An 11,650-nucleotide genomic window follows, 5' to 3' on the forward strand; every position below is an offset into this window, starting at 1 on the left:
GGAGGAGTTATGGAAAAGTGCGAAGTCTGCGGGAATGAATACGATAAGGCGTTCTTCGTCGAGGCTGCGGGTGCGCGGCATACCTTCGACAGCTTCGAGTGCGCGATTCAGAAGATGGCTCCGGTCTGCGAGCACTGTGGGTGCAAGGTTGTGGGGCACGGGGTCGAGGTTGGAGATAAGTTCTTCTGCTGCGCGCATTGTGCGCGGATGGCGACGAAGGCGGATGTGAGAGACCGGGCCGCTTAGGCGGCTGTCGCGGCGTGGGGCGGGTTCAGGCGCGTCCTTCGCGGCGTTGCGCGAGGACGAGGCCTCGCGGAGTGGGAAGGAAGATCGCGGAGATCAGTCCCTCGGACTCCATCTTGAAGGCGGCGTCGCGGACGATCTTGAGGTGTGAGCTGGCGTCGTGCATCAGAATGAGGCCGGTGGGGCGGATCTGCGGGAGGAAGCGCTTGACCTCGGCCTCGCGGATGGGCATGTCGGAGTCGGAGAAGAAGAGGTCGATGGTGCCGTCGATCTTCATCTCGAGTGAGGACTCGTTGCGCAGCTCGATCCAGTCGGAGAGGCCGGAGGCGGCGATCTTCTCCTTTGCCTTGGCGAAGACGACGGGGTCGAACTCGCAGGAGATGATCTTGCCGAAGCCGTTGGCGCGGAGGCCCTCGGCGATCCAGAGGGTGGAGACTCCGAGGAAGGAGCCGGTCTCGACGACGAGCGCGGGCTTGATGGTGGTGATGAGGGTGCGGAGGAACTCGAGCACCTCGGCCTCGGCGGTCATGGAGTCGTACATGCGCCAGCGGTCGGGGTGGGGGCACTCGGGGGTGGGACGGTGGTACTCGGGCAGCAGGGCACCGGCCGCGCGCTCGGCCTGGAGCATGACCTTGTGCTCCTGCTTGATCTTCTTTTTGAACAGACCCATAGGGTGAGTCTATCGCGCTGACGCGGGCGATGTGAGCTAGAACATGGCGGCGACGCTTAGCGCCCGGGTGATGGCGGCGACGACGCTGGCCGCGGTGGTGATGTTCCGGGTGATGTGGGCGATGTCGTCTTTGATCTTATCGAGGGCGGCGTTGGTGTGTTTGATCTTCGGGGCGAGAGCGAGGAAGAGAGCAGTGTTGGCCTTGAGGCGGGCGATGTTGAGGTCGGTGAGGATCTCGTAGATGGCGTCGCGAGCTCCCTGAATCCTGTCCTTGGAGTCGATGTCGGAGGCCTCCCAATAGGCGCGGCCGAGAGTATCGTAGAGGGCCTGGTAGGCCTCGATGGCTGCAGGGGAATCAAGGGCGGGCGGCAGGGCCGCGGGGTCTGCGGGCGCGGAGGTTGCTGGCATCGGGGCTGGTGTTGCGGCGGGCACTGCTGCGGGGTTTTTCGTGGACTTTGCAGGGGGCATTGGTCCTCCGGCTTATTTGGTGGGCAGGGATTCGTAGTAGCTGGCGAGGCGCGAGCCGATGGCGCGGAGGTCGGTGATGCGGGCCTCGAGCGAGGGGGCATCCTTGCTGGTGGCGGCCGCGGCCAGGGCATGGTGGGTGAGCGCGAGTTGTTTGACGCAGTCGGCGAGCTCGGCGAGCATGTCGTCGGTGGCCTGCTTGCGGGCGAGGATTTGCGGTAGCCGCTGGATCTCGGCGCGGCGGTCGGTGGGCGAGAGATCTTTGCCAGCGTGGCGGATGAACGAGTCCTGCTGGGTGAGGAGCTGCTCGTAGTCGCGGCCGGACTGATCGCGGAGGATGGCGATGTCGCTGAGAAGAAGGTTCGTGATGGCCTCGATGTTCGGGTCCATCTCCTGGATGATCTTGGGGACGGAGGACTTGACCTTTTGCGAGGTGAGGAACTCGCCGAGGGCCTTGAGGGCTGTGCTGGCGGCGTTAGCCTCCTGCGGGGTGATCTTGAAGCCGATGGGCGTCGCGGCGGTGAGGGCGCTGCCCATCTTTTGCAGGTTGGCTCCGACGGCGGCGGCGGCGTCGTCGAGTCTGGAGGAGGAGACGCCGCTCGAGAGATCGGCGATGGTCCGGGCGTAGGTGCGGAGGCCGTCGAGGACCTCGGTGCGGGCTTCGAGGTCCTGGGGGTCGATGAGGTGCCGGAGGGAGTGCGGGTCCATCGGCTGCGCTGAGTCGTAGCGGGCGACGAGCAGGGAGGCCTGGGCCTCGTCGTTGAGGCGGACGGCGGCGCGGTAGGCGTTCTCGGAGTTGTCGACGACCAGGCTGGTGGCGCTGGAAAACGCGGCAGTGCGGCGGGCCAGCGGCGAGAGAGAACAACCGGTGAGCAGCAACACTAAGGCGCAGAGTGCGCGCACAGCGGTCTTTCGAGGTCGCATGCAAGCAAGGAAAGCTGTAACCGGGCGGTTTGTCAAGAAACGTCAGGGATTTTCCCGGGCTGCGGGAGCGAGGGAGTAACGTGGGGTTGGGAGGCTGCTTTGGGGAGGATCGTGGCGCGGATGTTGCTGTGGGTGGTTTCTGCTGCTGCCGTCGTGTGGGCGGCGGACTGGCTGGTCTGGCAGGTGAGGGTGCTGGGCGGGGGAGGGTATGGCGTGGTCTCCGTGGACCGGTTTGTGGTGGCGCCGCTCAAGAACAACAAGGAGGAGTACTACCCGGATGGCAGGGTGGAAGTGCGGTGCACGCGGTCGGCGCTGCCGGAGGGACTTCCGCAGGTGGGCGGGCAGCCGTGCTGGTGGGTCCAGAGGCATCCGGTGCAGTTTGACCGCTAAGAGGTAACCAGATGGTTATTGTGGATGCCGCCGGGGCTTCGGTCTTCTAGACTGGAAGAGATGCCCTGCACGTTGGTGGCGATACCAGGTGAGGAGAGTCGGCAATGAGCGTCGAGAAGGATAAGAAGCCCCGGAAGACTCCGGCGAAGAAGACGGCAGCAGGAAACGGAGAGGCTGCAGCGAAGAAGTTGGAGGCGGCGGCTAAGCCTAAGGCAGCGGCAAAGCCGAAGGAGGCTGCTGCGGGAACCCAGGCGGCTCCCATAGCGAAGACGGCGGCGAAGTCTGCGGTTGCGGCGGGCGTGCCGGAGGTGGCGGCGGGGATCGCGAAGCCACGGCCGACGCACCAGCAGATCGCGGAACTTGCGTACAGCTTCTACGTCGAGCGCGGCTGGGCGGACGGCCATCATGAGCAGGACTGGTTCCGGGCCGAAGGGAAGCTGCTCTCGGGCCGGTAGCGGGGGGCCTGCTCGGCAGGGACTTTGGGTCAAGGGATGAGTTGCGCGTACTGTCCGGTCTTCCGGTCGGCGGATGGGCTGCGTCTCCAGGCGGTGGCGAGGCTGGCTGCTCCGCGGGAGAGCGAGTTGCCGAGCCATGCGCATGCCATGACGAAGACCAGCCCGTCGAAGAACTCACCAGAGATTGACAGCCAGAAGGGCTTCCAGAGCAACATCAGGATCAGGACGGCGGCAGGCACGGAGCGCAGCGAGACGCGCTGATCGATGTCGTCCACGAGATAAGCAAGTGCGCCGAGCAGATAGATCAGGCGGTAGTCGTAGCTGGACCCTGCGATGAAGGCAAGGCAGAAGATGGAGAGACAGGCGATGGCGATGGCGCCGCGCGCGTGATCGGACCGCAGAGGAGGAAGGAAGCGGTCGAGCCGGCCGCTCAAGCTTACGCCGACGACCAGAGCGAGTACGCCGAGAAGAACGCCTGCGAGGGAGACTGCTCCCGGATGATGGAGGATGACGGGCGCCCGGGAATGCACCGAATGCTCGGCGAGTGAGTAGAAGAAGGGGAAGGCACCAAAGGAAAGGTCGGTATCGCGCGGCGTATTGGCGAAGACAAGAGGCAGCCTGGATCCTGTCGTCAGGAGAAGCGCAGCGAGTGCGGCCGCGCCTGCCAGGACGGCTTTGCGCCTGCCGTTGCGCTGGTCCAGATAGACCGTGACGGCGGCGATGGGATAGACCTTCAGGATGGTGAGCAGGGAGATCAGCAGCACGGTAAAGCGCGTCCGTAACTCCGGCCTCAGGCGGTCGATGAGGAGGAAGCCGAGGACGAGAAGGAAGAATACGGCCTCATCGTTGTTTCCGCGCTCGAACGCGAAGAGGACGCTTCGCGATGTCAGCGCCAGCAGGACGATGATGGCGCTGATCGCTGTGCGCGCATTGAACAGGAGGACATACGCCACCATCGCGCATACGGCGAGAAGAACTCCGATGAGATTCGAGGAGCGCGACGTGACGCCAAGATGTCGCGCCTCAAGCCATATGGGCGGATAGTTGTAGAGCCGATGCCAGGGATCGAAGGAGCTGACGTGATAGGGGTCCTGGCCGTGAAGGACGCAGTCGATGGCATGAGTGAAGCCGCGCGTATCGCAGAAGAGCGGCGTGTTGGCCGGAATCCGGATCATATTCCAGGCGCTGTGAAGATCACCGTGCTCAAAGAAGCCGATTCCGAGCGCAAGCGCAATAATGGCGAGCGCGCAGAGGACCGGCAGCTTGAGACGGAGTGATGCGGCGGCGTTCTGCATTGTGGAGTCCTCTGGGCAAAGGATTGGGGCAGTAGCGAGTCAGTGTTATTGCGCTGTGGTTCCGCACAAGGATATGTGTCTCCTGAGTTTGGATGGCAGCGGAAGCGATTTTGTCGTCCCACCCCGTCGTCAGCCGTTGGATGTATGCAGGATTCCCGGCTTTTCCTGGGAGAATTGCCTGTGCCACGCGAATGGGTTGGGATATGATTTGGCACACCATGGCCAACCGACGGTCCGCGCGTTCCGCGCTCAGGCTGTATCTCGCTCCGATGGCAGCGATCGTGGCTGTCGCGGCCGTCCTCTCCCTTCCCTGCATCCTTACTGGCCTCTTTCGTGGGCACGACACGCCGACCCATGTGATGTATCTGCATCATTTCAGCAGCCAGTTCTGGAAGGGAGAGCTCTATCCGCGCTGGCTTGCAGAGGCAAACAAGGGATATGGGTGCCCGATCTTCCTGCTTCAGTATCCGCTTCCTTACTTCGTCATGTCCTTGCTTCAACCGATTCTGCATCTGCCGGCCGATGTGTTTCGAGAGTCGCGCGAGCTGGGGATCTACTGCTTCCTGGTTCTCGCCGGTTCGGGTATCACCGCGTGGATATGGCTGCGCCGCCGCTATGGTCCGATGGTGTCCACGATCGCAGCGATTGTCTATATGTCGCTGCCTTACGTGCTGGGGCAGGATCTGTACACGCGCAGCGCCATCGGAGAACTGACGGCGTTTCTGTGGATGCCATTGATCCTGAGCCAATGCGACCGCATGCTCTCGAAGCGAACGGAAGCGGTCTGCATCGCCGGGGTTGCGTATGGACTGTTGGTGATGAGCAATGCGCTCTCCGCGATTCTGATGATCCCGGTTGTGATTCTGTACGTGGCGAAGCTGGGGAGACGCTTGCTCGTTCCGGCGGTTATCGCCCTTGCGCTGGGGTGTTGCCTGGCTGCGGTCTACCTGATTCCACTGGCTGCCTACGAACATCTGTTTCGCCTCGACCTGCTGCACACATATACGGTGTACTTTGAGCTGGGCCGGTCGTTTCCGCGAATCTCGCTTGAGGATCTTCGCGGTTCGCGGGGCGCGATTCCCGAGCTCATCGCAACAGCATGCCTCATCGCGCTGGCAGGCTTCTATGTCCTGCGTAGTGTGAGGAGGCTTTGGGTGCGGCTGGCGCTTCTGGGAATCCTTTGCCTGGGAGCGGCGGTACTGGTGCCGGGCGTCGGCGCGAGCCTGATTCTGTCCAGCCACCTGAAGGTGTCGGGACTGGAGATGCCGGAGCGGCAGCTCCCGATGAAGGTACTGCTCACCGTACTGCTGACTGCTGTGCTTGGGGTCGTGTCCTATTGCCGGATCGCGGAGAAGCCCGACGATTCTGGGCATGAACGTCTGTTTCTTGCCGTGCTGTGCGGCTCGCTCTTCCTTATGCTGCCGTGGAGCGCCTTTGTCTGGAAGATCGTTCCACAGCTCTCGGTGATCCAATTTCCATGGCGGCTGTGCGGGATTCTTACGCTCGCCACCACGGTCCTCTTCGCGGCGGCAATTTCGGGTGGCCTCGAAGGAGGATCCAGCGTCCGCCGAGCGCCATCACGGATGGCTATTGTCCTGCTAGCGGTCACTGTCGTGGGCGTAGGCAACTTTGTATGGCGCATCGATAGTCGCTTCCGGCGCGGTGCCACGGCGACGGCGTACAGCGATCAGGAGCTGGATATGATGTTTCCGGCGTATGTGGCTCCAGGAAGCCTGGATCGTTTTGCGGAGAGCGTGGGAACGAAGAGCGGGAGATTCGGATCCTCCTATACTCGGGTGGATGAGGCGATACAGGCTTCCGTGGTTGAAGGGAGAGGAAGAGCTGTCGTCCGAGCAATCGGGCCTCGCAGGCTGCAGGTCTCGGTCGCGTGCGAGGACAGTTGCAGGGTCAGGGTGGGGCAGCTGTATTTTCCCCTCTGGGAGATCACACCGGCGGTGTCGCCTTTGGGCAGCTCTGCGGAGGGATTGCTTGAGGTTTCGCTTGCTTCCGGCCAGCATGAGTTTGACCTGGTCTTCAGCCGAGGTTGGCCGGAGAACGTGGGCGCGGTGGTGACCATTGTCGCTGTCATGGCCACAGCGGGGGCGATGGTGTTCGCGCGGCGCGAGGCGAGAGAGAACCCGCGGAGCGAGAGGGTGACAGTCCTGCGAGCGTGACGGGATGCGCGTCTAGAAAGTCCCGGTCCGAGATAGAGCGCTATCGGGATGGCGTCATCTCGACACGGACGACCTTGCACTCGACCTTTTTGCCCTCGGGGGTTTCGAGCTTGACCTTGTCGCCGTCGAGTTCGTACTTCAGGGCGGTTCCGATGACGAAGTCGGTGGCGTTCATGGACTTGTTGGAGTCGGTGCGGCAGGTGTAGCTCTTGCCCTGGGCTTCGAAGAAGAGGTCGTAGGCCTGATGCTTGTGTTCCTTGTCCTTAATTCCTGCGGTCTGGGAGTCCTTGAGGGTTGTGTCGCCTTTGATCTTGGCGGCGAAGGAGGGCAGCGTGGGGGCAAGAGTGGCGAGGGCGAGGATGGCGGCAGCAGATTTGCGCATGAGTTCTCCAGTTGGTGGGTTGCTAACCCTGAGATGCAGGAAAGGCCTGCCATGGAGATTGGCTTATTGGTTGGCGATCGTCTCGCGGGGGGACTCTGGAGGGCTACGGGGCGGCCTTCTGGTAGTTGGAGTTCTGGGTCTTGATCTCCATGTTCTTGCTCTCGGCCTTGAGGTCGGTGCTGGCGGTGTAGTTGGTGCCGTCGGGTAGGGAGGCGAAGTTGACGGTGAGAGTGACGATGTCGGTCTTGGGGTCGTCGAGGTAGCTGTTGACGGTGATGTCGCGGATCTTTTTGGTGGCGGTATCGAAGGCGAAGGTCAGCTTGTCGCCGGGCTTGTAGTAGTTAGTGAAGACGAGTGAGGTGGGGCCGCCGGCGGTGGGGGTGAGGGCGGCGTTGCCGGCCTGGAAGGCGGCCTGGATCTTGTCACGGTCGGGCGGAACGTACTCGCCGATGAGGGATTTGAGGCGGGCTCCGTAGTCCTGGAACTCTTCCTTCTTCTTTTCGACGATTCTGGCTTTCATCCGGCCGCCGCTTTGTTGCGGTGGGGCTGGCGGAGGGCCGGTGGGGGTCTTCTGGACCTTGCCGTCGGGGCCGTAGCGGCAGAGGTCCTGGTCGGTCTTCTTGACCTCGCCCTTGAGGAGGATGGTGGTGGTCTCGGTCCACTGGTATTGGGCGAGCTTGGCCTTGTTGGCGGCTACGGACTCCTTGAGGGCGGCGACGCGCTGCTGGAGGGCGGCTTTGTCGGGAGCCTGGAAGGCGGTGAGGGCGAGGGAGAGGAGGATGGCTGCGGAACGGAGGAGCATAAGAGCCTCGTTCGGTTGGAGTGAGAAGCGGGGCCCGTTTGAGAACTATACTCCAGACGCCAGAGTTTGGCTCGTTCCCCCTCCCTCCCCTGCATTTTGTGCAAAGTATTCGCGAATAAGGGGTTAGGCGGGTACTTCGGGCGCAAAGGATGGTGAATATTGGGGTGTTTGCGGCAAAGTATTGATTTCAGGTGGGATGACGGGTTGCTCGTTGTTTTTTTGAGCTACTTCCAGTTTAACAAACGGGAGGTAATTAATCGGCAACCTGGATGTGGTTTGGAATGTGGGGGATGGGTGGTTTTGGGGCTTGACAAGGTTTTTGGGGTTGGTTGGGTGTGGTGTGGAAAACATGTGGTAGCGTGGGTGCCGATGAAGGGAGGGCTTATGCGAAAGGTTCGGCTGGCGGCGGGGTTTGTGCTGTTGAGTGCGGGGGTAGAGGGAGCGAGCGACCTGACGATTCATCTGCAGGGTAATGGCACGGTGGAGCGGAAGACGGTGAGGTACCAGTGCGACGCGTCGGGGGCGAAGATGGGGTTGCCGTCGGGGGCGTTCGGGGTGGAGTACCTGAATGGGGCGGGGAATCACCTGGCGGTGGTTCCGGTGAAGGGGAACTCGATGGTGTTTGTGACGGTGCCTTCGGGGTCGGGGGCGAAGTATGCGGCGGCGGAGTTTACGTGGTGGGAGGGGGGTGGGGCGGTGACGTTCTATTCGGATTTTCCGGGGTTGAAGGCTTCTTCAAGCTGCAAGGTGGTGAAGTAGAGATTCGCCCTCTCCTGGATCGAGTAGAAAAGCAGGTTTCTCCACTCCGCAATCTCACGATAGGGCCGTGAGATGCTCCGGTCGAATATGACACGTTCCGGAATAACGCTTCGGAAGATGGCACGCGGTTATTTATAGAGGTTGAAGACGATGCCGGCGCGGGCGGCGAAGCTGTGGTTCCACGTGTCGCGCCACTCGACCTTCTCGCCGATGTACTCGGCGGGGATGATCTGGAAGCCGAGGCCGTAGATTCCTTTGCAGTCGAATCCGATGCCGGTGCGGACTACGGGGTTCCAGTCGGATACGTCGTTGGCTTTGGTGGTGGTGCGCATCTCGCCGGCTTCAGCGTAGGCGAACGGAGTGAAGCGGGATCGCGGGGCGAAGGTGTAGCGGGGCCCGGCGGCGATGAGGAGACGCTTTTCTCCTACGACGACGCCGCGCATGTAGAGGCTGGTGAAGTCGGCCTGGAAGCCGAGGTGGCGGGTGAAGTTATACGTCGGGACGACGGACCAACCCATCAGGCTGCGGTTGCCGACGTAGGAGCTGGTCTGGAACATGTAGTTATAGTGCATGGCGACGGAGGCGACGGGCGCCTCGCGGTTGCCGGTGCCGTAGGACGGCGTGGGCGTCTGGCTGGATTGCGGAGCCGGAGCGGTGGAGGCCGGAGCACTGGTGTCCGGGGTGGAGACCGCCGAGGAACTTGAGCTTGAGGCGTCCAGTGCGGTGGAGCCGGTTTGGGTTAAGGCGTCGGCGGGGAGAAGCAGGAGCAGGAAGGTGATGAGTTTCCGTATGGCACACTACCCCCTTTTGCTCCTGTAAACCTTGACGTGAATAGGTTTACGGGAACACCTAGTTGGGTGGAATAGATGCCTCGTGGAGAGAGAGAGTTACCTGCGATTCGTCACGGAGTTGCGGTCTTGGTCACATTCTGATGTTGCGTTCGCCGGTGATGGCGAAGGCTTTGGAGGATTGCTTTTGGGCTTCGCTCGAAAGCCCCACTCATGGGATATGAGACTGCATGAATGGGGCACCCGAGGTATGGGGGTCGCTCTTTTATCGGAGCGGGGCTGCCTCTACCAGATCGGCAGCGAGGAGCTTCTGGCTGCCGGGTTCTGTTTTGCCGGACGGGACGTCGCGAGGCCTGGTCTGCTTACGCCAGATCCGAATGATCTCAAGATTCTGGGCCTGAGTGAGCTTTGTCACCGGCATGTTTTGCTCACCTGCCTTTGCGTTCATCGGACGCACGATGATCGCTTCCTTTGCTCCGGGACGGACTCGCAGGAAGACGCCACGGGCTCTCCTGGGCCCGGGAATTGGCGGGGTCAAAGCCATTCGCAGCTCTCCGCCTGGCTTCATGTGGGGCAACGCATAAACGGCGCAGCCGCCATCCTTCAATAGTTCGCGAATCAAGTCTTTGACGAGCTCGGACTGATTCGCATTGAACTCGATACCATGTACGTTCGGCATTGGATATGCCTCCCTTTCTCTGAGATCGATGCTACAGAGAAGGGCATAAGTAATCTGTAAAGACTGACTTGCACGGTCTGGAGGGTCGTGCGCCCAGGGTGGGCATCTTGCAGCGAAAGATTGGCCGTCGAAGACAGTGGGTACCAGAGAGGTTGATCTCTCTATGAAGACCATGACCTGTAGGGAACTCGGTGGGGAATGCGACGCAAAACTGACTGCGGCGGCGTGGGACGAGATGGTGATGACCATGACGAAGCACGTTATGGAGAAGCATCCGGATGTGGCAAAGCAGATGGAGAAGATGCACAACGAAGACCCAAAGAAGTGGGGCAGAGAGACAAAGCCCAAGTGGGACGCGGCTCCTGAGGTTTGATCCGTACTTCTGGCGCGCCGAAGATGGGTTGCCCGTCCTTTGAATTTCCTTGACGGGCGAAGTTTTGCGGCGTAGGTTTGCGGTCCTCCACTGGGCCCTTCAGATATTCGCCTATTGGCGATAGGAGATTTCCATGCGGATGATGATGTCTGTTTCGTTTCCCGTTGAACCGTTCAACGCGGCGGTCAAGGACGGCTCGGCTGGAGCCAAGATGAAGAAGATTCTCGATCAATTGAAGCCAGAGGCGGCGTACTTCATAGCGGACCGGAATGGGCGACGATCTGGGATTTTGATTGTTGACCTGGCGGACGCGTCGAAGATTCCGACACTGGCCGAGCCATGGTTTCTTACCTTCAATGCCTCAATAGAGCTTCTGCCGGTGATGCTGCCCGAGGACCTTGCGGCAGCGGGGCTGGAGGGATTGGGGAAACAGTGGGGATAGCTGGGCGCATAAAATCAGAGAGTCATCCAAGGGAGGCTTTATGGCTCTCAGCTTTGCGGCAGATATTCGCCCTCTATTCCGGGAGGAAGACGTTGAGTGTATGCAGGGCATGGGAATTGATCTGAGTGATCCTGCGTGGATGTGTGTTCCGGCGAATGCGCAGATTGTGTATGAGAGAGTTGCCGACGGCACGATGCCTCCGGATGAAGCTTGGCCGGCGGAACGTGTGGCGCTCTTCAAGGAGTGGATGGAGGCGGGTTGTCCTGCGTAGGCTGGTTGTCCCGGTTGGTGCCCCCCCCGGGTTGGCTAGTAAGTATATTGTTATCTGTTATTTATGCGTTTCGCGCAGGCTAAAATATTGAAGACAGGGTGTTTAATGGTAAAATATTGAAAATAAATGGGATGCTTTGGCATCCCGGTAGCGTTGTGCCGTTTATTTTCGAGCTATTTCCAGTGTAGCGGATTGAGGGTAATTAGAGCAGTTCCAAGGTAGTTATACCCAGGGAGTAGTGTCGTAGGGCAAAGTGGTATTGGCGAGTTTTCTGCGACACGAGACGATGGGGCGAGCGTTTTCCGACGATTTGCGCTGCCGGATTCTAGAGGCGTATGCGCGGGGTGGGGTGTCGCTGCGACTGCTGGCCGAGCGCTACGCGGTGAGCTTCGAGTATGTGCGGAAGATTCGCAAACAGCAACTACGGAGCGGGCGGCTGGAGCGAGTGCGTCAACGGCGGCATGGACCCGAGCGGCGGGTGACTGCGGAAGTTGCAGGTCGCATCCGGGACGAGGTTGCACGGCGGCCGGACGTGACG

At 61.2% G+C, this 11,650-nt stretch carries 17 protein-coding genes; 9 read left to right on the plus strand and 8 right to left on the minus strand.

What is annotated here, in order from left to right; genetic code table 11:
- The first annotated feature begins 9 nt into the window (after window positions 1–9).
- Window positions 10–246 (plus strand): hypothetical protein, encoded by a 237-nt coding sequence (locus Q363_RS21465; RefSeq protein ID WP_035354611.1) that lies wholly within the window; start codon window positions 10–12, stop codon window positions 244–246.
- A 25-nt stretch (window positions 247–271) separates the two neighbouring features.
- Here the strand turns inward: Q363_RS21465 and Q363_RS21470 are convergent, their stop codons facing one another.
- The 3 genes from Q363_RS21470 to Q363_RS21480 are packed head-to-tail and all read right to left on the minus strand — an operon-like array spanning window position 272 to window position 2,302.
- On the minus strand, window positions 272–913 hold the full coding sequence (locus tag Q363_RS21470; protein ID WP_051979111.1) for an O-methyltransferase: 642 nt from the start codon (window positions 911–913) through the stop codon (window positions 272–274).
- Between the two features lie 36 nt (window positions 914–949).
- A complete protein-coding gene (locus Q363_RS21475; protein ID WP_035354613.1) occupies window positions 950–1,381 on the minus strand; it encodes a hypothetical protein in 432 nt (143 codons plus the stop codon).
- Window positions 1,382–1,393: 12 nt separating this feature from the next.
- Window positions 1,394–2,302, minus strand: a complete 909-nt coding sequence (locus Q363_RS21480; RefSeq protein ID WP_157467296.1) for a hypothetical protein — start codon at window positions 2,300–2,302, stop codon at window positions 1,394–1,396.
- Between the two features lie 99 nt (window positions 2,303–2,401).
- On the opposite strand from Q363_RS21480, the gene Q363_RS21485 reads away from it, so the two are divergent.
- Window positions 2,402–2,692: a hypothetical protein gene (locus tag Q363_RS21485; protein ID WP_035354616.1), complete on the plus strand. Its 291-nt coding sequence runs from the start codon at window positions 2,402–2,404 to the stop codon at window positions 2,690–2,692.
- 104 nt (window positions 2,693–2,796) lie between these two features.
- Window positions 2,797–3,147, plus strand: a complete 351-nt coding sequence (locus tag Q363_RS21490; protein WP_035354617.1) for a DUF2934 domain-containing protein — start codon at window positions 2,797–2,799, stop codon at window positions 3,145–3,147.
- A gap of 29 nt (window positions 3,148–3,176) precedes the next feature.
- Here Q363_RS21490 and Q363_RS21495 read toward each other — a convergent pair whose 3' ends face one another.
- Complete coding sequence (locus Q363_RS21495; RefSeq protein ID WP_035354618.1) at window positions 3,177–4,442, minus strand: DUF2029 domain-containing protein; 1,266 nt, start codon at window positions 4,440–4,442, stop codon at window positions 3,177–3,179.
- 218 nt (window positions 4,443–4,660) lie between these two features.
- Between Q363_RS21495 and Q363_RS36490 the strand changes: the two genes are divergently transcribed.
- A complete protein-coding gene (locus Q363_RS36490; protein WP_169747075.1) occupies window positions 4,661–6,616 on the plus strand; it encodes a glycosyltransferase family protein in 1,956 nt (651 codons plus the stop codon).
- 40 nt (window positions 6,617–6,656) lie between these two features.
- Here the strand turns inward: Q363_RS36490 and Q363_RS21505 are convergent, their stop codons facing one another.
- Window positions 6,657–6,998: a hypothetical protein gene (locus Q363_RS21505; RefSeq protein WP_035354620.1), complete on the minus strand. Its 342-nt coding sequence runs from the start codon at window positions 6,996–6,998 to the stop codon at window positions 6,657–6,659.
- 103 nt (window positions 6,999–7,101) lie between these two features.
- Window positions 7,102–7,800, minus strand: a complete 699-nt coding sequence (locus Q363_RS21510; protein ID WP_035354622.1) for a hypothetical protein — start codon at window positions 7,798–7,800, stop codon at window positions 7,102–7,104.
- 384 nt (window positions 7,801–8,184) lie between these two features.
- Here Q363_RS21510 and Q363_RS37520 point away from each other — a divergent pair, with 384 nt between their 5' ends.
- Entirely contained in the window at window positions 8,185–8,559 is a 375-nt protein-coding gene (locus Q363_RS37520; protein ID WP_084080625.1) for an MliC family protein, read from the plus strand.
- Between the two features lie 128 nt (window positions 8,560–8,687).
- Here the strand turns inward: Q363_RS37520 and Q363_RS21520 are convergent, their stop codons facing one another.
- Together Q363_RS21520 and Q363_RS21525 are read right to left on the minus strand one after the other, a co-directional pair.
- The gene (locus Q363_RS21520; protein ID WP_169747076.1) at window positions 8,688–9,116 is read right to left on the minus strand and encodes a hypothetical protein; all 429 of its coding nucleotides are present in this window, start codon (window positions 9,114–9,116) and stop codon (window positions 8,688–8,690) included.
- Between the two features lie 496 nt (window positions 9,117–9,612).
- Complete coding sequence (locus tag Q363_RS21525; RefSeq protein WP_245632380.1) at window positions 9,613–10,026, minus strand: CRISPR-associated protein Cas5; 414 nt, start codon at window positions 10,024–10,026, stop codon at window positions 9,613–9,615.
- 163 nt (window positions 10,027–10,189) lie between these two features.
- Here Q363_RS21525 and Q363_RS21530 point away from each other — a divergent pair, with 163 nt between their 5' ends.
- The 4 genes from Q363_RS21530 to Q363_RS40885 all read left to right on the plus strand — a co-directional run.
- Window positions 10,190–10,399 (plus strand): DUF1059 domain-containing protein, encoded by a 210-nt coding sequence (locus Q363_RS21530; protein WP_035354625.1) that lies wholly within the window; start codon window positions 10,190–10,192, stop codon window positions 10,397–10,399.
- A gap of 133 nt (window positions 10,400–10,532) precedes the next feature.
- Complete coding sequence (locus Q363_RS21535) at window positions 10,533–10,841, plus strand: DUF3303 family protein (RefSeq protein ID WP_035354626.1); 309 nt, start codon at window positions 10,533–10,535, stop codon at window positions 10,839–10,841.
- 40 nt (window positions 10,842–10,881) lie between these two features.
- Entirely contained in the window at window positions 10,882–11,112 is a 231-nt protein-coding gene (locus tag Q363_RS21540) for a hypothetical protein (RefSeq protein WP_035354627.1), read from the plus strand.
- Between the two features lie 286 nt (window positions 11,113–11,398).
- On the plus strand, window positions 11,399–11,650 hold a 252-nt coding region (locus Q363_RS40885; protein ID WP_211256279.1), incomplete at its 3' end, for a hypothetical protein.

This window comes from Edaphobacter aggregans DSM 19364 (assembly GCF_000745965.1).
Lineage (GTDB): Bacteria > Acidobacteriota > Terriglobia > Terriglobales > Acidobacteriaceae > Edaphobacter > Edaphobacter aggregans.